Origin of the sequence: Mycobacterium appelbergii (assembly GCF_032883035.1) — a bacterium.
Classification (GTDB): Bacteria; Actinomycetota; Actinomycetes; order Mycobacteriales; family Mycobacteriaceae; genus Mycobacterium; species Mycobacterium appelbergii.
The window spans coordinates 371,871-391,201 of record NZ_JAMQTH010000002.1; the positions used below are offsets into that span (position 1 = coordinate 371,871).

Consider the following 19,331-nt stretch of genomic DNA (forward strand, 5'->3'; position numbering starts at 1 on the left):
ATTACGTGATCGCACCGGCGACTTTGAGTTCGATGAGGCGGTTGTCGTCGATTCCGAGTTCCCGCAACAGGTCGTCGGTGTGTTCGGCGAACTGCGGGGCCCGTGTCAGCGCTGCGGTGTCGTCGTCGAATCTCACCGGGCTGGCGACCAGTTTTTGCGGATTTCCCTCGGCATCGGTGACGTCGGCGATGCGGGCGTTGGCGTTCAGTGCTTCGTCGTTGGCCATCTCCCAGGCGTCCTGGACTGGTGACCACTGTCCGGTACCGCGGCTCAATATCTCTCTGCATTCGGCGAAGCTCAACTTGGCGATGGCGTCGTGGACGATGCCATAGGCCAGGTCGGCGTGCTCGGCCATCGCCTGCACTGACTGGAATCGGGGGTCGGCGGCGTACTGGTCCAGACCCATCAAGGCGCAGAACTCCGGCCAGTACCGGGTGGGCTGCAGCATCGACAACTGTACGAATCTGCCATCTGAAGTGCGGTAGGCACCGGTCAGCGGGTTGCCCGGGGCCTGGGTGCGACGCTGCACCTTCGGTAGCGGCCCGCCCATCAGCATCGCCATGTTCACGCTGAACTGGGTAGTCCAGGCACCAACCGCGAGAAGCGAAACGTCGAGCACGGACGGTTCGCCGGTCAGGTGCCGCCCGTACAGTGCGGCTGCCACGCCACCCGCGATGGTCATGCCGCCGATGTTGTCTCCGTATGCCCCGGCAGGCATGAATGCCGAGTGGTCGGCATCGGCTGGGTTGAGCCCGTCGGCGCTGCCCCCGCGGGCCCAGAACGCGGTCGCGTCATAAGCCCCGGCGTCACGATCGGGTCCGGTCATACCGAACCCGCTGCCCGCGACGTAGATGATATCCGGATTGACGCGGCGGACATCGTCGACGTCGATACTCAACTTCTGCCGTGCCGAGGGCAGGTAGTTAGTCAGGAACACGTCGGTGCGACGCACAAGTTCGTCGAAAATCGGGCGTCCCTCCGCATTATCGAGGGCCAGTCCGACGCTGCGCTTGCCCCGATTGGGTGCCTCCATGATCGGTGCGAACGACGACCCCGGTTTGCTGGCTGCCGCACCCAGCACTTTGACGAGCCCGCGCTGGGCATCACCGGTCACCGGGTGCTCGATCTTGACCACATCGGCGCCCCAGTCGGCAAGCACCGCGCCCGCCGAGGGTACGAAGGTGAACTGTGCCACTTCTAGAACACGAACTCCGTTGAGCGGCTTACGCATCAAAGGTCCCAAACAAGGGGCAGGGTCTCCAGCCCGAGTTGCGATCCGCTCTCCACCATCTGTGCGCCGGTCGCCACCCGGTAGTCCGGAATACGGCGGTGCCATTCCTCGAGTGCGATCCGGAGTTCTTGGCGTGCCAGGTGCGAACCGAGGCAACGGTGGGGCCCGGCTCCGAATCCGATGTGGTTGTTCGGCGTACGGGTGATGTCCACAGTCTTCGCATCTACGAAGGCCGCTTCATCGCGGGTCGCGGTATTGAGTGGGATGTTCACCATATCGCCGGCCTTCATCGGGCAACCTTGAATATTGATGTCGGACATCACCTTCCGGGCTGGAATCACGATCGCGTAAGCCCGGACGAATTCCTCGACAGCGGTCGGGATGGCGGACGGCTCCGCAACGATCCGCTGCCGGTCGGCATCGTTGCGGGCCAGATGCAAGAACGCCCAGCCAAGGGTGACCGAGACGGTATCGAGACCGGCCATGAACATCAGCAGGCAGAACGACAGCAGATCCTGGTCGGAGACCGGCTCTCCATCGATCTCGTAGGTCAGGGCTTTACTGATGATGTCATCGAGCGGCTGTTCCCGCCGCTCGGCGATGATGGTTGCAAAGCGACCCATCACCGCGAACATCGCGGAGAGCTGCGTCTGCTGCTTCTCCTCGTCGCTGCCGCCGGCATGCAGGATGCCGTGCTCCCATTCGAGGAACTGGTCCAGTTCCTCGACCGGCAAGCCGATCATCTCCAGGAAGATGGTGGTCGGGAAGCGGTTCGCGAAGTCGGCCATGAAATCACAGGAAACCTGCTTTTTCCCCGTCGCGTCGCTTGCCCCAGGCTGCGCGATGATTTCGTCGATGATCTCGTTTGCCCGTTGCCGCACTGTCGATTCCATTTGTGCCACCGCGCGCGGGGCGAACAGTGGGCCCAACTGGCGTCGCCACTGCTTGTGTTCGTCGCCGTCCAGCATCTCGGGTATCCACTTGATCACCGGATCCGGATCCAACGCAGTCACCACGCTATTGGAGAACGCTTCCGGGTTCTGCATCACCTGCAGAATGCCCTCGTAGTTGCAGACGGTCCAGAATCCCGGGCCGAATTCGTTTCGGTACCAGGGAAACTGGGCGCGCAGATCATCGTACCTGGCGAACCAGGTGCCTTCCGGTTCGGTGGTCGTGTAATCGAATGTGGATACCGGAATGGTTCCGGCGTGCTCGCTCGTTGTCACCCTGTCCCCTACCTGCGATTGAAGCGGCATGTCGTCTTAATGATGCGACGAAACTAGGTAGACAGTATCAGGGTGAAGTCGCACGCGCGAGACTTGGAACACATTTTGATGCATACTGTGAAAGACGACACCGACTTGTGCCGGTCGAGCAGGTTACTCGAATCATCAGATGCTCAGTAGATGATGTCGCGAACTCCGGTCTTTTCGTAGCCCTTGAGCAGGGCGGCGCCGGCGTTCTCCATATGTCTGCGCCAATGCGCCTCGGCTTCGGTGCCTTTGCGCGCGGAGACCAGGGTGCTGAGCCGGGAATAGGAGCGAATCAACTTGGTGTACTGGGCTTTCGACACGACGTTCTGCGCGCTCATGAGGGCGGCAGCCATATGCTTCGCGAAAATCTCGTGAAGCATGCCCGCAATCATTGTCAGGGTCGCGTTGTCCGACAACTCCACCAGACTGCGGTGCAGTTCGGTCGTGGCCTCCGCCAGTCGTCCGGACTCCCAGGCTGAGGGGATCTCGTCGATCAGCCGCTGCAGTTCTCGATGGGCGCGCTCGGTACCTTCTTTGGCGAGTATTCCCGCTGCGTACGGTTCGATGCCGATTCGCGCGGTCATCACATCGGCGAGGGTCGTTCCCGACAGGGCGAGCAACAGGCCGGCTGGCCGTGCCACCACTTCGGGGCCGGGGACGCGAACCCGCGCGCCGGTGCGTGATCCGCGTCGCACCTCTACCAATCGGTCAGACTCCAGTACCCGCACGGCTTCTCGTAAGGAAGGCCGACTGACCTGGAAGTGCGTCATAAGGTCAGCCTCGTATGGCAAGAAGTCACCATCCTTCAACTGCCCTTCAACGATCATTCGTCGCAGCGTGTCGGCAACCAGCTCTGCGGTTTTGGGCGACCGGACCGCATTCGGCGTTGCCGGTGTGATGGTCGGCGGCAGGGGTTCCTGTCGAGGCATCGCGGTCCTCCTGATGATCCTGAGAAGTGCTACTCAGTAAACCATGTGAGCCTCATGGCTACGGGCAGTCGATGGCTTTCACTGCAACCCGGAGATGACCCGGACGGCCGCCGCGTCGTAGCCGGCACGGCGTCGGTGATCGACCAGAAAGCTCGGTGGCGCGACGAACGCCAGGTCAGGCAACCGTTCACGGGCGGAAAGCATTTCGCGCGCTTGCTCCGAGTTGCCGCATATTGCGATCGACCACAGCATGTCCTCGGTGACATGATCCGCGATCGTCTCTGGTCGACGGCTGCGGAACGCTGCTCGGATCGCTGCTACCTGGTCCTGCCAACCGTGCAGTTCCACGAGTGAGTCGTACGTTCGGACGGTTAGGTAGAACGCGATTTGCAAGCGCGCGTCGTGAATGGCCCGTTGTGGGTCGTCGTCATCGACTGCGGTGATCAGCCAGCCCCAGCGCCGCAATGAGGCACCGTCGCGGCCGCTTTCTGCGGCCCCGCGGGCCAGCTCCGGATCCACCGACTCGGTCCACCACCGATCGGTGAACAGCCCGTGTCCCAGGACGCCGTCGGCAACGCGCCCCGCCGTGCGCAGCATGATCCTGTTGAACGCCCCGACAAGGATGGGCACCTCGAGTCTGCCCAGTACCGGCGCTCGGATGTCGGCGTCAATCGAGTAGAACCGGCCCTGGTACCGGACGGGCTGACCATTCTCGGCATGGAGGAACGCTTGGATGGTCTCGACGAGTTCGGCCATGCGGGAGGCTGGGTGCTCAGCGTTGACGCCGAACCAGTCACGGTTCATCCGCGAGGTGCCGGCCCCCAAGCCGAGGAACACCCTGCCCGGCGCATGCCTGGACAGATGTCGGACCGCCGCTGCATGGATGAACGGCGAACGTGCGAACGCGTACGCGATGCCAGGACCAACCATTGCCGTCGAGGTCTCGAGGGCCATCTCGGTCGTGCTGACATAGGCGTTGAGATCAGCGAATTCACCGGCGCAGAACGCATTTGCGCCGGCAGCTTCGGCGTGCGCCGCGAGCTCTGGGCCGGGCCAGGGCAGTCCCCAGTTCAATGTGCCCTCACAGTATCGTCGTAGGTGACATAGATTACTTAGTGATATAAGACCATACTTGTTCCCGAGCCACAGCGAAAGCGACAAAGAACCTCAGAGCTATGACGCTAGTGTCAATAGTCCCGAGAGTGGCGGTCCGCAGAAGCGGCATCGACCGAAAAGGCTTTGTGGCAGTGGCGCGTTCACGGACCTAGGTGCTGGCGCCAACTTTTCACAGCGTCGTCTTGAAGGGGCCCACTGTCGCACAAATCGAGCCCTGAGTTGTGAACACCGATCCGCAGCCGGTGCCTGTAGTGATGTATGTCGCGCCCGGCTTGTAGGGGGCGAACACCTCGGCGTTCTCTGGTACCGCGCTGAACCCGCATACGCCTGGTGCGGAAGCTCCTTGGGTCGACAGGCAGACAGTCAAGGAGTTGGGGTTGATTGCCCCGGTGCACGGGTACGGCGTGAGGGTCGCAGTCACCATGCTCGTGCCCGAAACCTGCACGACCTGTGGTCGAGAGAGTGTGTAGTTGCAGGAGGGCTCGGTTGTGTCACCAGGGGCGGGACTGGCGCTGACCGGGGCCGCGCAGCATAGGCCCGTCGTAGTGACTGCGAAGCTGCTGACAATAACGGCGAGGCACCTGATCATGTCCGGATCGTACAAGCGCATCTGCGGTGTGCGGCCGGCAATCGGAGTAATCGTTGCCGTTCGGGGGTGTCGTCTGCGTGCTGGGTTTCGGATGGCGCGAAGGTGATGACCGCCATCGCATCTCGTCCTGCGCGAGCACTGGGAAACGGCCGGCGAAACCGGCGGAACCCTGAAACGCTGTCCCGGCAATGAGTGTGGCAGGTGTTGATATGCCCGGCCGGAGCAACCCGTCGATATCTGAAGTTTGACTCGTGGGGAATGGCATCGCGTCGACACTGGCGCCTGGATCGCACGAACACGACACTTATTTAATCCGATAAATGGATATATGATTTACTGGATGTCATGCCGGTGTGTTGCAGGTACCGATCGAGTTCATTTCTGAGGCTGTCATTAGCGGCGGTTGGAGGTCTGCTGCGGGCGCCCCGGTCGCCCGTGTCGGATCGGTTTCCCCCCGCCGCCTTGCCTCAGACTCGGGCGCCGCACTCCGGCCCTGGGGCGGCCGTAACGGAGTGGGAGCGTCGGGCAGGTGAACGTAGCCGGGCGTGCGACGAACTGCGTATCGGCCGGCGCCTGCTGGTGAATGCCGCAGAGTTGCCTACCGCGCGCCACGCAGGCGTTGTGAGGCCCGATGGCGGCCGCCGTCGCGGGTTTGGCCCGATGGCGCTACCGCACCCGGAACCGGCCCTGCGACGTGCATGTGCGCCTCCGGCGAATTGCCAGGAAAGGGTTGGGCTGCTTGTGGAAGTTCCGTATTTCGCACCGAAAGTTTATTCCACATATGAGAACCAGGCGGCTCATCGGATGATTAATTCGCGTGGCGGAACTTCGTCGCATAAACAATATGTTTTGGCCGTCTAATCGATATTAGATGTTTCTGCAGCAACTATTGAGGGACAGCGAATTCACTTGCTGACCGTCACTGTCTTCTATGGGAGCAGCCACCAAAGTTCACTTTGTCAGCAATCTCTCGGATACGGGTTTGATCGGCCATCCGAAGGGGCTGATGAGACGGAATCCCGTCTTCGTCCGGTCGCTTCTGTTCGCCGTTCTACACGCAGTTCAGCCTGGGAAGTTCATCTTTATTCAGCACATCATTGCAGGTCGTGTGGGGTAGCGGGCAGGTTGAAGGGCGGCGCCTGGCTGCGCGCAGCCGGATCGGTCGATGAGACGCTTTACCGCAGTCGACACATGTCTGCGTCAGCAAAGTTGGCCTGTAGAACTAGGTGGACTTGGTAGTGGACGCTCAGGAATGACATCGAAGGTTGCTCGTATCGAAAATTGTGGTGTACGGTTCACCGGCAGTGCGCTTGTGTCGCGGGTCACAGGCTCACGGGAACTTTTCAGACTTTGGGGACACGGAGGGATTCGGCGATCTTGCCAATCTGGACACAGAGCGGAGGTGCCGCTAGTGATTAATGCGCAATCGGTCGCCAAGCCGGTCCGCGGCATCGGAGAGTTCTTCGCGATGGTGCTGGACACGTTCGTTCAGATCTTCCGGCCACCGTGGGCCTGGCGGGAGTTCATCCTGCAGACCTGGTTCGTGGCGCGCGTCGCGCTGATGCCGACCGTGCTGCTGTCGATTCCCTTCACCGTCCTCACCACCTTCACCATCAACGTGCTGCTGGTCGAGATTGGTGCCGCCGACTTCTCGGGCAGCGGGGCGGCGCTGGGCACGGTCACGCAGACTGGTCCGATCGTCACAGTCCTGGTGATCGCCGGTGCCGGCGCGACGGCAATGTGTGCCGATCTCGGTGCGCGGACCATCCGCGACGAACTAGACGCGCTGCGGGTGCTCGGCATCAACCCCATTCAAGCGTTGGTCGTGCCGCGGGTGCTGGCGGCGACGCTGGTCTCCTTGCTGCTTGCCTCGCTCGTCTGCCTCGTCGGAATCGCCGGCGGTTTCGTCTTCGCGGTCTTCTTCCAGAACGTGACGCCCGGGGCCTTCGCCGCCGGTCTGACGTTGTTGGTCGGTGCGCCGGAAGTGACCGTGGCGTTGATCAAGGCGGCGATTTTTGGTCTGGCCGCCAGTCTGATCGCTTGCTACAAGGGCATATCCGTGGGCGGCGGGCCACAGGGCGTAGGTAACGCGGTCAATGAGACCGTCGTGTACACATTCATGGCTCTGTTCGTCATCAATTTGATCGCAACCGCCGTGGCGGTGAAGGCAGGAGCGACATGAGCTACGCGAGCACCCAGTTTCCCCGACTGCGCCGCACCTTTGTCGGCGTGGCCGACCGGTGGAATGGAATCGGCAGGCAGACACAGTTTTACGGCGAAACCCTCAAGGGAATCAGCGATGCTGTCATCCGCTACAAGGCGGAGATCGTGCGGCTCATTGCCCAGATGAGTCTGGGCGTGGGAGCACTCGCGCTCATTGGCGGCACGATCGTCATCGTCGGATTCCTGACGTTGTCGGCCGGCGCCCTGATCTCGGTGCAGGCGTACAGCCAGCTTGAGGAGATCGGCGTCGAGGCGCTTGCCGGTTTCACCTCTGCCTTTCTCAATGTTCGCCTCGTGGGGCCATTGGTGGCCGGAATCGGCCTGGCAGCCACCATCGGGGCGGGAGCTACCGCACAGCTGGGTGCCATGCGGATCAGCGAGGAAATAGACGCTCTCGAGGTGATGGGCATCCGCGCTGTCGCCTACCTGGCATCCACGCGCGTGGTGGCCGGGATGATCGTGGTAATTCCGTTGTACTGCGTTGCCGTGCTGATGGCATTCATCGCTACCAAGGTCGGCACCACCGCCGTCTACGGCCAGTCCACCGGTATCTACGACCACTACTTCTACACCTTCCTGAACCCGATGGACGTGATTTATTCTTTCCTGCAAGCTATTTCGATGGCGATCGTGGTGATGCTCGTGCACACCTACTACGGCTTCAACGCCTCCGGCGGACCCGCCGGCGTGGGCGAGGCGGTCGGCCGTGCGGTGCGCACATCGCTGATCGCCGCCGTATTCGTGACCCTGTTCGTCTCACTGGCCATCTACGGTCAGTCCGGCGGCCTCAACCTGTCGGGATAGCGCGGTGGAATCGAAAAGGGGACAAGGACTCCACCCTGCCTGGTGGACACTGATCCTGTTCGCGGTGCTGGCATTGATCATCGGCGGTACCGGGGCGATGTTTTCCGGCACTTTCAGGTCCTATGTGCCGGTCGAACTGAAATCTGATCGCGCGGGACTGGTGATGGAGCCGGGCGCCAAGGTGAAGCTGCGTGGCGTGCAGGTGGGCAGGGTCGGCGATGTCAAAGGTGGCACTAATCAGGTGAGCCTCGATCTGGAGATGTATCCCGACCAACTGCAACAGATTCCAGCCAATGTTGAGGCCGAAATTCGTGCGACCACGGCATTCGGAGCCAAGTACGTCGACCTCATCTATCCGAACGATCCAAGCCCCAAGCGGCTGTTCGCCGGTCAGGTGCTGCACTCCGTCAACGTCAGCACGGAAGTCAATACCGTGTTTCAGAACCTGCGGGACGTCCTGCAGAAGATCGACCCGGCAAAGCTGAACGGGGTGTTGTCCGCGCTCGCTGAGGGGGTACGGGGACGGGGTGAGGCGATCGGAGAGGCAACCTCGGCCGCCAACGAGGTACTGCTCGCACTCAATCCTCGAGCAGACACCATTCGCCGGGATTTGCAGTCGCTCAAGGGCTTCAGCGATACCTACGGCGAGGCTGCAGAGAACATCGTGACTGTTCTCGACGCGGCCAGCACTACCGGAGGCGCCATCACCGACAATGCGGCGAACTTGGACGCTCTGCTCGTCGGCGTGCTCGGGCTGTCCCGCAGCGGCATCGACTTGCTAGGGCCCAGCAAGGACAACCTGGTCAAGGCGATTAATGTGCTGGAACCGACCACCGATCTGTTGATGAAGTACAACCCGGAGCTCACCTGTCTTCTGGTCGGCGGTAAGACGGCAATCGACACCGGCTTTCTGGACATTACCGGCGGCGCCAATGGCAAGTCGGTCATCCTCGATGTCGCCTTGCTGCTCGGCGACGATCCGTACCGATACCCGGACAATCTGCCGATCATCGGCGCCAAGGGCGGCCCCGGCGGAAAGCCCGGATGTGGCTCGCTGCCCGACGTGGCGAAGAACTGGCCGGTGCGCTATCTGGTCACCAACACGGGTTGGGGTACCGGCAACGACATGCGGGTCAACCCCGGCATTGGATTCCCCGGGTGGGCCAACTACTTCCCGGTCACCCGGGCTGTTCCCGAGCCCCCCAGCATCCGCAATCCGGGGGGGCCTGCGCCCGGACCGATCCCGTACCCGGGTGCTCCGCCCTACGGTGCCCAGCAGTACGCACCTGATGGGACGCCGCTGCATCCGGGCCTGCCGCCCGCACCGTCACCGGGGGCGCCACGCGACCCGAGCCCGCCGCCTGGAGTGGAGCCGTTCACGCCCCCGGTCCCGGCGCAGAGTCAGCCGACGCCGCTGCCCCAGCCGTCGCCGCCACCGCCACCCCCACCGCCGTTAGTGGGCCCGCCGCCAGGACCGCTACCTGCGGAGGGAGTGCCACCCGCACCCTGATCGTCAGTCGGTACACGAGCATCAGCCACGAGGAGTACAGCCGTGAAAGACAACTTGGGAGGCGCCCTGTGGCGCCTGGCCATCTTCGGCACGGTGTGTGCATTAGGGATCTTCGCGATTTACGCGATCTTTGGCCAGTTGCGCTTTCAGTCCGAGCAGACGTTCAGTGCCGAGTTCACCGACGTGTCGAGTTTGCAGGTTGAGGACTTCGTCCGCATCGCAGGGGTCGAAGTCGGAAAGGTCAAGGACATTAGCCTCAAACCCGACACCACTGCCGTGGTCAAGTTCACCGCTGACGACACGGTGGTGCTCACCGAGGGCAGCCGGGCCGTCATCCGCTACGACGACCTGATCGGTGGACGCTATCTCGCCCTCGAGGAAGGGGTCGGGAACACCAAAAGGCTCAACTCCGGCAGCACCATCCCGACCGCGCGGACCGCTCCGGCTCTAGATCTGGACGCATTGATCGGCGGTTTCCGGCCCCTGTTTCGCGCGTTGGACCCTGACCAGGTCAACGCGTTGACCAGCCAGTTGATCCAAGCGTTGCAGGGCCAGGGCGCCACCATCGGGTCGTTCCTCAGCCATACCGCTGCGTTGACCAGCACGCTGGCAGACCGCGACCAACTCATCGGTCAGGTGATCGTCAACCTCAACACGGTGTTGGGATCGCTCGGTGATCAGAACAAACAGTTCGACAAAGCGGTGACCTCGCTGTCGGAGTTGGTCGGGGCCCTGGGCGGCCGCAAGCAGGACATCACCAACACCGTCGCCTATGCCAACGAAGCGGCGGCGGGCGTCGCGGACCTCCTGGAGAAGGGGCGTCCCCCGCTGCAGAAGGTCGTCACCGAGGCCGATCGAACCGCCGGAACTGTGTTGGCTGACAAAGACTTTGTCGAAAACCTGATCGACACACTGCCCGATGCCTACCAGGTGCTCGGCCGGCAAGGGCTCTACGGTGACTTCTTCAGCTTCTATCTGTGCGATCTGGTGCTGAAGCTCAACGGCAAAGGCGGCCAACCGGTTTACGTGAAACTCGCCGGCCAGGACTCGGGTAGGTGTACGCCGCGATGAAGACATTCTCTGAACGCAATCCTTTTGTCATCGGCGCCGTCGGCGTCGGGCTCACTGTGGCTGTTTGCGTGGGCGCGCTCAATTATGACCGGCTGCCGTTCTTCAATGGAACAAAGGAGTATTCGGCGTATTTCAGTGAAGCCAGTGGTCTGCTGGCCGGCTCCCCGGTACAGGTGTCGGGGTTCGAAGTCGGCAAGGTGGTCAATGTCGAGCTCGATGGCCCGAAGGTGTTGGTCACCTTCGATATGAGAAAAGACGTCAGGCTGGGAGACCGGACCGAGGCCGCGGTAAAGACCAAGAGTCTGCTCGGCGCGAAGTATCTGGCGGTGGTGCCGCGCGGCGATGGACAGCAGATCGACGCCATCCCGGTCGATCGCACCAAGCCGGCCTACCAACTGGCCGACGCACTCGGCGATCTGACCGCGACCATCAGCGGACTGAACACCGATCAACTGTCCGAGTCGCTGGCTGTGCTCGCCGACACGTTCTCCGAGACTCCACCCGAGCTGAAGGTCGCTTTACGGGGGGTCTCGCGGTTCGCCGACACTCTCAGTAAACGTGACTCCGAACTGCGCAACCTGCTTGCCAACGCGAACAAGGCCACGTCGGTGCTGCGGGAGCGCAGCGACCAGGTGGTCAGCCTGGTCGCAGACACCAACGCACTCCTGATTCAGCTACGAACGCAGAGCGCAGCGCTGGATGAGGTGTCCGGCAATATTGTGGCCGTCACCAAGCAGCTCAAAGGCTTCATCGCCGAGAACCGCGACCCACTCAAACCCGCGCTGGAGAAACTCAACGGCGTCCTGACGATCGTCGACGACCGCAAGGAACGAGTCCAGAAGGCCATCAAAGGCCTCAACAAGTACGCCCTCTCGCTCGGTGAGTCGGTCGGCTCTGGACCGTTCTTCAAGGCTTATCTGGTCAACCTGTTCCCGGGTCAGTTCGTCCAGCCGTTCATCGACGCCGCGTTCTCAGACCTCGGTCTGGATCCCAATGTGCTGCTGCCGTCGGAACGCTCGGATCCTCAGGTGGGCCAACCGGGCACGCCCGCGTTGCCCGTGCCGTTCCCTCGGACCGGTCAGGGCGGCGAACCGCGTCTGAACCTTCCCGACGCGATCACCGGTAAGCCGGGCGACCCGCGTTACCCCTACCGCGAGCCCCTGCCTGCGCCGCCGCCCGGAGGTCCGCCGCCAGGACCTCCGGCCGAGGGGCCGCCCAACCAACAATCGACACACACACCGGTCGGTCCGGTGGAGTTGCCGGCTGCGGGACAAACTCCGCCGGTGACTCAGGAGGCAGGGCAGCCGGATCCGCTACCGCCTGGCCCACTGAATGTCGGGCCGGGTGCGCCTGGACCGGCTGGGGTAACCCCAATACCGCTGATCCCACCGGAAGGTAGCCAGTGATGAGAAATTCGCGAATCGCGCGGATCCTCCTCGCGGTCGTCCTTGTTCTCGTCCTGGTCGCTGGTGGCGTCGTGGTGAGCCGCGTCGCAACCACTGCCAGCCGGACCGAGATGGTGGCGTACTTCGCCAACAGCAACGGATTGTTCCCAGGTGATGAGGTGTGGATTCTCGGTGTGCCGGTGGGCAAGGTCGACAACATCGAGCCGCAACCGGACCGCGCCAAGATCGCTTTCCATGTCGACGGCAAGTACAAGGTTCCAGCAGATGCCAAAGCGGTGATTCTTTCGCCGTCGCTGGTCACTTCGCGGGCGATTCAGCTGACTCCGGTGTACACCGGTGGCCCCGAAATGCAGAGCGGAGCGGTGATCGGACAGGACCGAACCGCTGTGCCTATGGAGTTCGACGACTTCCGGGTGCAGCTTGAGCGCCTGGCCAAGACTCTTCAGCCAACCTCCCCCGGTGGGGTCAGCACGCTCGGCGCGTTCGTCAACACCGCCGCGGACAACCTGCGCGGCGAGGGCGCGAATATCCACGACACCATCGTCAAGCTGGCGCAGGCATTTTCGGCCTTGGGCGACCACAGCACGGACTTGTTCAGCACTGTCAAGAGCCTCTCGATCCTGGTCTCTGCTCTGGAGAGCAGCCAGGATCTGATGCGCCAGCTGAATCAGAACCTCGCCTCGGTGACGGGGCTGCTGGCCGATGACCCCAACGAGGTCGGCAACGCCGTCGACTCCCTCAACGGTGTCGTCGGCGACGTGCAGACCTTTGTTGCCGACAATCGCGAAACCATAGGCACGACAGGGGACAAGCTGTCCTCTGTCACCACAGCGCTCTATCAGAGCCTCGATGACCTCAAACAGACGCTGCACATCGCACCCAACGCGTTCCAGAATTTCCTGAACATCTACCAGCCCGCTCAGGGTGCATTGACCGGCGCGCTGGCCCTCAACAACTTCTCCAACCCGATTCAATTCCTTTGTGGAGCAGTACAGGCCGCCTCGCGGCTGGGTGCCGAGCAGTCTGCGAAGCTGTGCGCGCAGTACCTGGCGCCGATCATCAAGAACCGTCAGTACAACTTCCCGCCGATCGGGGAGAACCTCTTCGTGGGCGCACAAGCGCGGCCGAACGAGATCACCTACAGCGAGGACTGGCTTCGACCGGACTACATCCCGCCCACGCCCGGCGCTCCTTCTGCAGCCGGCGGCCCCTTGCCGCCGGCAGGCGCGCCGTTTACCCATTACGGGGAGCCCGCGGCCAACCCGCCCGTCGATGCGCCGTACGTACCGGTCGCGCCGCCGCCACCGCCCGGCCCGGTGGACCAGTCACTGCCCGCGCCGGAACAAACCAACCCGGCCGACGGCTTGCCCGGACTGATGGTGCCGCACGGTGGTGGCGGATGATGGCGACGCGAATCAAACGGCTGAAGCGTGCGGCAGTCGCCGGCCTGGTACTGCTGTTGATCGCAGGATTATCGGGCTGCAGTGACTGGCGCGGCGCAAACTCCCTGCCGTTGCCCGGCACTGAAGGCAAGGGCCCCGGGGCATACAGCATTCAGGCGCAGTTGCCAGACGTGGACAACATCGAGCGCAACTCGCGAGTGCGGGTCGGGGACGTCACCGTCGGCAACGTGACGAAAATCGAGCGGCAGGGCTGGCACGCGCTGCTGACAATGTCGATCAACGGTGACGTTGTGCTGCCCGCCAACACCACGGCAACCGTTGGACAGACCAGCCTGCTGGGCTCACTGCACATCGAGCTGAGTCCGCCGAAGGACTCTCGGCCGGAGGGCCGGCTGAAAGACGGTGCGCTGATTCCGCTGTCGTCGGGCGCCAACTACCCCAGCACCGAGCAGGCTCTGGCGTCGGTGTCGCTGGTGCTCAGTGGTGGCGGGCTGGGGAATATCCAGGACATCACGCAGGCTCTCAGCACAGCCTTCAGTAACCGTGCCGGAGACCTGCGGAGCCTGATCACGCAGTTGGATATATTTATCGCCAACCTCAATGATCAGACCGGCGACATCATTGCCGCATCGGAGAGTCTCAACAATCTGGTCGGTCAGATCGCCGAGCAAAAGCCGGTCGTGGACAAGGCTCTCAAGACGCTCCCCGACGCACTGGCCGTTCTCAACGAACAGCGCGGAAACCTGGTCGAAGCGCTCGATCAGTTGGGCAAATTCAGTGCGCTGGCAGCGGATTCGGTGAACCAGTCCAAGGACGCTCTGGTCAAGAATCTGCAGAACCTCGGGCCGGTACTGGAATCGCTGGCCAACGCGGGCCCGGCGCTGACCCGCTCGCTGGATTTCTTCCTCACGTTCCCGTTCCCGAAGCCCACATTGACCAAATGGCTGCGGGGCGATTACGCCAATCTCACCGCGGTCATCGATCTGACACTGAGCAGGTTGGACGCGTCGTTCCTCACGGGCACTTTCCTGGAGGGTGAGCTGACCGAACTGGAAATGCAGTGGGGCCGCACAATCGGCCAGATGCCCAGCCCGTACACCGCGCGCAACCCGTTGGTTGTTCCCTACCACTTCGATCAGGGGCCGTGACATGCATCTGGATAGACGAATATGGATCCAGCTGGCGATCTTTCTTACGGTGTCGGTGGTTGCGATCTCGGTGATGGCGTTCGGTTATGTGAAGCTGCCGAAATTCCTCTTCGGAGTTGGGACCTACACGGTGACCGTCGAATTGCCCGAGGCGGGCGGACTTTACGAGCGTGCCAACGTGACCTACCGCGGTACCGAAGTCGGTCAGGTCAAGCAGGTCAAGCTGAACAACGGCGAAGTCGAGGCTGTCCTCTCGCTCAAGTCCGGTATCGACATCCCGTCCGATCTCGATGCTCAGGTGCACAGCCAAAGCGCAGTCGGGGAACAATACGTCGCCCTGTTGCCGCGTAACGCGACGTCTGCCCTGCTGAAGGATGGAGACGTGATCGGTCGCGATCGCGCCACGGTGCCGCCTCAACTCGACACCCTGCTCAACGCGACCAACCGCGGCCTCGAGGCGATTCCCGGGGACAACCTCAAGACGACGATCGACGAGGCTTATCTGGCGTTTGGCGGTCTGGGACCGGATATTTCGAGGTTTGTCAACGGCTCGACGAAATTGGCGATCGACGCGAAGCAGAACATCAGTGACCTCACCAACCTGGTCGACAACGCGGCCCCGATCCTGGACACCCAGACCGACACGTCGGACGCGGTTCATGCCTGGGCAGCACATCTGGCCGAGGTGACCACACAGCTCAAGGACAACGACGGGGCGGTACGGGGTATCCTGCAAAACGCGGCCCCAGCCGTTGACGAGGCGCGAGCCCTGCTCGACAGGCTGCAGCCGACGTTGCCCGTGATCCTGGCCAACTTGGTGGCCGTCGGCGAGGTGGCCGTCACGTACCAGCCGAATTTGGAGCAGTTGCTCGTGCTACTGCCCACCGGTACCGAAGCTATCCAAGCGGCCGCTCTGGCGAATCGAAATACCAAGCAGGACTATAAGGGTGGCTTCTTGAGCTTCAACATCAACCTCAACCTGCCGCCAACGTGCACCACCGGCTTTCTGCCGCCCCAGCAGCAGCGGGCCCCGGCGCTGGAGGACTACCCGGACAGCCCGGCCGGTGACCTCTACTGCCGGGTTCCTCAAGACTCGACACTCAATGTGCGCGGAGCGCGAAACACACCCTGCGTGACCCGTCCGGGTAAGCGGGCGCCAACGGTTGCGATGTGTGAGAGCGACGAGAACTATGTGCCGCTCAATGAGGGCTTCAACTGGAAGGGTGACCCCAACGCGACACTGTCGGGGCAGTCGGTGCCTCAGCCCCCGCCAGGAACCCCGGGGTCGACGGCTGCACCGCCGGCCTCAACTCCTCTCCCGGTCGCGGCAGCTGAGTACGATCCTGCGACCGGTACATACATTGGACCGGACGGACAGGTATACACGCAGAGCAATCTCGCTCGCAACGCGTCAAAGGAGCAAACATGGCAGACGATGCTGTTGCCACCGAAGGGGAATTGAGTTCGTCCCTCGCCGAAGACGAGGCGACGTCAGCCGAGATCGAGAATGATGATGCGGAATCTCCATTCTCCGACATTGGCGACGCTGACGCCACCGGCACTGAAACAGCCGATTCCGAACCTGTTTCCGATGGCAGCGGCGCTGGGCATCGCGGGACGCCTACGCTGCGGCCAGCTCTGGTCGTGGGATTGATCACCGTGCTGGCACTGGGCGGCCTCGCGGGCTGGCTCGGTTACCGCACCTATCAGTCTCAGCAAACCAAGAACGAGCGTGCGTTGTATCTGCAGGTCGCCAGGCAAGGTGCGCTAAACCTCACCACCATCGACTTTCAGCACGCCGACGCCGACATACAACGCATCCTCGACTCCGCCACGGGACAGTTCCACGATGATTTCGCCAGCCGTTCGGAGCCTTTCGTCGAGGTTGTGAAACAGGCGCAATCCAAGTCGGTGGGAACCATCACCGAGGCAGGGCTGGAATCGGTTACCGGTGATGAGGCGCAAGCGATCGTTGCGGTGTCGGTCAACACCTCCAATGCCGGTGCTGCCGAACAGCCGCCACGGGCGTGGCGTATGCGCTTGACCGTCCAGAAAGTAGGCGAAGACGTGAAGGTTTCAAACGTAGGGTTCGTATCGTGATCAAACTGAAAGTGCGTCACACCAATGAGGCCGCCGCGGAATCCCCCGTGGAGGAGCATCCATCGGGCGACCAGGTTGTCGGATACAACGAATCCAGCGAAAGTGACGCCGACAACGGCGAAACCAGGCCTGGTGACGCTGATGACGGCTCCGACGACGTCGACGGAGGCGAGGCGACGGCTGTCGGGTCCCGTGGAATCAACTGGATGCGCGTCCTCGTGTACGGCGTGCTGCCGGCCCTGGCGCTGGTACTGGGACTCGCCGTCGGTTTCCTGAAGTGGATGGATTCTTCGGTACGCCACGCGGAAGTCGCCAGCATCGAATCCGTCCAGGCAGCCAAGGATTCCACGGTCGCGCTGCTGTCATACAAGCCGGACACCGTGGATCGGGACCTTACCGCTGCCCGGGACCTGCTGACCGGCGACTTCCGAGACTCCTACACGCAATTGACCGACGACGTTGTGATACCGGGGGCCAAGCAGCAGCAGATCACCGCGGTCGCCACGGTTCCCGCGGCCGCCTCGGTGTCGGCCGATCCAGACCACGCGGTCGCGATCGTCTTCGTCAATCAGACCACCACGATCGGCACAGGCACGCCTACGGGCACTGCCTCCAGCGTGCGGGTGACCCTGGACAAGGTCGGCGACCGATGGCTGGTCTCAGGATTCGACCCGGTCTGATCCGGACCACTCGTGGATCAACCGGTCGACGGTAGTGAGTCGGCCGAGCACTGCAATGGTGTTGTCCAACACCTGCTGAGCGTAATCGGCGGGAGTGCCGCCGACCGCATCTCGTGGCACCACAAGATCGAACCCGGCCTGAGTGATGTGTCCGGCCGAATGGGTGATCGCCAAGTTTAGCGACACTCCCGTGAGAATGATGGTCGTCACGCCGAAACCCTTGAGTACGGGCAACAACTCGGAGTCCAACGTCGGGAACAGGCCGTGGTGACGTGGCAGCACGAGATCGGTGGGCGCCAGCAACTCGGGGACCACCTTGGTAGCGGAGGTTCCCGGCGCCCACTGAGCGGTCACCGGCCCCAACGCCCGCCACAACCGCGCGGTTCCCGTTGGTCGGCCACCCAGGTTTCCCTCGAAGGTCGCGTGCACCACCCGCAGGCCGAATTCGCGTGCGGCATTGAGTAGTCGGCCTATATTCGATACGAGTTCGGAGCTGTCGGCGGCCAGCGCGGGCAGAACGGACTGCGATCCCAGAACACCGTTCTGGCATTCCACACAGACAACGGCGACGGTATTGGGATCGGAGAGTGGTGTGACCATCATTCAGACTTCCTGTAGTTGCGTTAACGTGCCGCGCCGGGCAACTACTACCAGCAGCGACTCGTCTTCAAGTACTCGTTGGTCGAACAACGGGAGTCAGGCCAGCGTCAGCGGGAGCCGCTCCAGTGCGAAGGTCTGTGCGGGGAATTTGATGTGGGGCTCGTAGCCGTCTTCCACCGAGAATTCGGGGATGCGCTTCAGCCATTCGTCAAGGATGAGCGTGAGCTCCATGCGGGCCAGATGAGACCCGAGGCAGCGGTGCGGGCCACCACCGAAACCCCAGTGCCGGTGCACCTTTCCGTCCATCACGACATCGTTGGTGGAGATGTGGTCGCTGTCGTCGCGGTTGATCGCGGCGATGCATAGTCGAACCTGGGTGTCGGCGGGCAGCGTGAAGTCCCCGATGGTGACCTCCTCGGTCGTGACCCGGGGCAGCATCGGTGCGGGCGGTTCCAACCGGACGATCTCCTCGACGAACACACTCATCTGGTCGGGATTCTCGCGCAGCGTGGTGCGCAGTTCCGGATTGCGGGCGAGTTCCAGCAGCGCCGTGCTCATCGCTGCGGTGACGGTGTCCAGCCCGGCGAGCACAAACAGAAAGCTCAGGCCCATCACCTCGGCATCGTCGAGGGCGTCATCGCCGGTGAGCACCTGGGACAGGATGTCCGGCCCCGGGTTCGCCCTCCGCTCGTTGACGGCCTCGTTGAGGTAGGCGAGTAATTCCATTGCCGGAGTCAGGTCGTGGCCTTCGAGTGTCGGCGAATCCGCCAGTGCGATAACCGAATCCTTCCAGGCGATGAGGCGGTCCCGGTCCTCCAGCGGCAGTCCGAACAGCGTCAGGAACACCTGGGACGGATAGGGGATCGCGACGTCGGCCACCACCTCGCACGCGCCCTTCGTCACGACGTCGTCGATGATGTCGAGTGCTTGCTTCTGCAGCGACGGCAGCATCTCGTTCAAGGTCTTGGGGCTGAAGAAGGGCTGCAGGATCTTGCGGAACCGGGTGTGGTCCGGCGGATCGAAGGAGATGGGGACGAGCGGCAGCGGGGCACCGAGTACGTCGAATGCCTTCTTCGAGGAGAAGAGTGCCGGGTTGCGTAGCGCGGCCAGGACGTCCTCACGGTGGGACAGGTAGTACCAGCCGTCGATGTACACCACCCGCCCGGCGTCGCGCACGGTCTTCCATCCGACACCGCGATCGGCGGCCATCGGCAGACCGGCGAACGAGAGCTCAGGCGCACCAACGGGGTTCATATGCATTCCTCGGG

The 19,331-nt window shown here is 62.7% G+C and carries 16 protein-coding genes; 10 read left to right on the top strand and 6 right to left on the bottom strand.

Annotation, left to right across the window (positions count from 1 at the left end; genetic code table 11):
- Position 1: 1 nt before the first annotated feature.
- From M1247_RS06045 to M1247_RS06060, 4 genes are all read right to left on the bottom strand, one after another.
- A complete protein-coding gene (locus M1247_RS06045) occupies positions 2 to 1,231 on the bottom strand; it encodes a CaiB/BaiF CoA transferase family protein (RefSeq protein WP_317155364.1) in 1,230 nt (409 codons plus the stop codon).
- Positions 1,231 to 2,487, bottom strand: a complete 1,257-nt coding sequence (locus tag M1247_RS06050) for a cytochrome P450 (RefSeq protein WP_317155365.1) — start codon at positions 2,485 to 2,487, stop codon at positions 1,231 to 1,233. Before M1247_RS06050 ends, M1247_RS06045 begins: the two co-directional genes overlap by 1 nt.
- A 143-nt stretch (positions 2,488 to 2,630) precedes the next feature.
- On the bottom strand, positions 2,631 to 3,413 hold the full coding sequence (locus M1247_RS06055; protein WP_317155366.1) for a FadR/GntR family transcriptional regulator: 783 nt from the start codon (positions 3,411 to 3,413) through the stop codon (positions 2,631 to 2,633).
- Between the two features lie 78 nt (positions 3,414 to 3,491).
- Positions 3,492 to 4,487 (bottom strand): LLM class flavin-dependent oxidoreductase, encoded by a 996-nt coding sequence (locus M1247_RS06060; RefSeq protein WP_317155367.1) that lies wholly within the window; start codon positions 4,485 to 4,487, stop codon positions 3,492 to 3,494.
- Positions 4,488 to 6,586: 2,099 nt separating this feature from the next.
- Here M1247_RS06060 and M1247_RS06065 point away from each other — a divergent pair.
- Genes M1247_RS06065 through M1247_RS06110 form a run of 10 tightly spaced genes read left to right on the top strand, consistent with a single transcriptional unit; the run spans position 6,587 to position 17,463 of the window.
- Positions 6,587 to 7,300 carry an MlaE family ABC transporter permease gene (locus M1247_RS06065; RefSeq protein WP_410506826.1) on the top strand — a complete coding sequence of 238 codons (714 nt, stop codon included), beginning with the start codon at positions 6,587 to 6,589 and terminating at the stop codon, positions 7,298 to 7,300.
- Positions 7,297 to 8,145 (top strand): ABC transporter permease, encoded by an 849-nt coding sequence (locus M1247_RS06070; protein ID WP_317155369.1) that lies wholly within the window; start codon positions 7,297 to 7,299, stop codon positions 8,143 to 8,145. The genes M1247_RS06065 and M1247_RS06070 overlap by 4 nt, the downstream gene beginning before the upstream one ends.
- Positions 8,146 to 8,149: 4 nt before the next feature.
- Positions 8,150 to 9,655 (top strand): MCE family protein, encoded by a 1,506-nt coding sequence (locus M1247_RS06075; protein ID WP_317155370.1) that lies wholly within the window; start codon positions 8,150 to 8,152, stop codon positions 9,653 to 9,655.
- Between the two features lie 42 nt (positions 9,656 to 9,697).
- A complete protein-coding gene (locus M1247_RS06080; RefSeq protein WP_317155371.1) occupies positions 9,698 to 10,726 on the top strand; it encodes an MCE family protein in 1,029 nt (342 codons plus the stop codon).
- Complete coding sequence (locus M1247_RS06085; protein WP_317155372.1) at positions 10,723 to 12,132, top strand: MCE family protein; 1,410 nt, start codon at positions 10,723 to 10,725, stop codon at positions 12,130 to 12,132. The genes M1247_RS06080 and M1247_RS06085 overlap by 4 nt, the downstream gene beginning before the upstream one ends.
- On the top strand, positions 12,132 to 13,535 hold the full coding sequence (locus M1247_RS06090; protein WP_317155373.1) for an MCE family protein: 1,404 nt from the start codon (positions 12,132 to 12,134) through the stop codon (positions 13,533 to 13,535). The genes M1247_RS06085 and M1247_RS06090 overlap by 1 nt, the downstream gene beginning before the upstream one ends.
- Positions 13,532 to 14,683, top strand: a complete 1,152-nt coding sequence (locus M1247_RS06095) for an MCE family protein (protein WP_317155374.1) — start codon at positions 13,532 to 13,534, stop codon at positions 14,681 to 14,683. Before M1247_RS06090 ends, M1247_RS06095 begins: the two co-directional genes overlap by 4 nt.
- Before the next feature lies 1 nt (position 14,684).
- Positions 14,685 to 16,145 (top strand): MCE family protein, encoded by a 1,461-nt coding sequence (locus M1247_RS06100; protein ID WP_317155375.1) that lies wholly within the window; start codon positions 14,685 to 14,687, stop codon positions 16,143 to 16,145.
- Positions 16,109 to 16,783: an Rv1363c family protein gene (locus tag M1247_RS06105; RefSeq protein ID WP_317155376.1), complete on the top strand. Its 675-nt coding sequence runs from the start codon at positions 16,109 to 16,111 to the stop codon at positions 16,781 to 16,783. Before M1247_RS06100 ends, M1247_RS06105 begins: the two co-directional genes overlap by 37 nt.
- Positions 16,783 to 17,463, top strand: coding sequence for an Rv1363c family protein (locus M1247_RS06110; RefSeq protein ID WP_410506827.1), 681 nt, complete (start codon positions 16,783 to 16,785; stop codon positions 17,461 to 17,463). The genes M1247_RS06105 and M1247_RS06110 overlap by 1 nt, the downstream gene beginning before the upstream one ends.
- Here the strand turns inward: M1247_RS06110 and M1247_RS06115 are convergent.
- Both M1247_RS06115 and M1247_RS06120 read right to left on the bottom strand, forming a co-directional pair.
- Positions 17,443 to 18,066 (bottom strand): cysteine hydrolase family protein, encoded by a 624-nt coding sequence (locus M1247_RS06115; RefSeq protein ID WP_317155378.1) that lies wholly within the window; start codon positions 18,064 to 18,066, stop codon positions 17,443 to 17,445. The two genes, M1247_RS06110 and M1247_RS06115, sit on opposite strands and share 21 nt — an antisense overlap.
- A gap of 93 nt (positions 18,067 to 18,159) precedes the next feature.
- Positions 18,160 to 19,317 (bottom strand): cytochrome P450, encoded by a 1,158-nt coding sequence (locus tag M1247_RS06120; RefSeq protein WP_317155379.1) that lies wholly within the window; start codon positions 19,315 to 19,317, stop codon positions 18,160 to 18,162.
- Positions 19,318 to 19,331 lie beyond the last annotated feature (14 nt).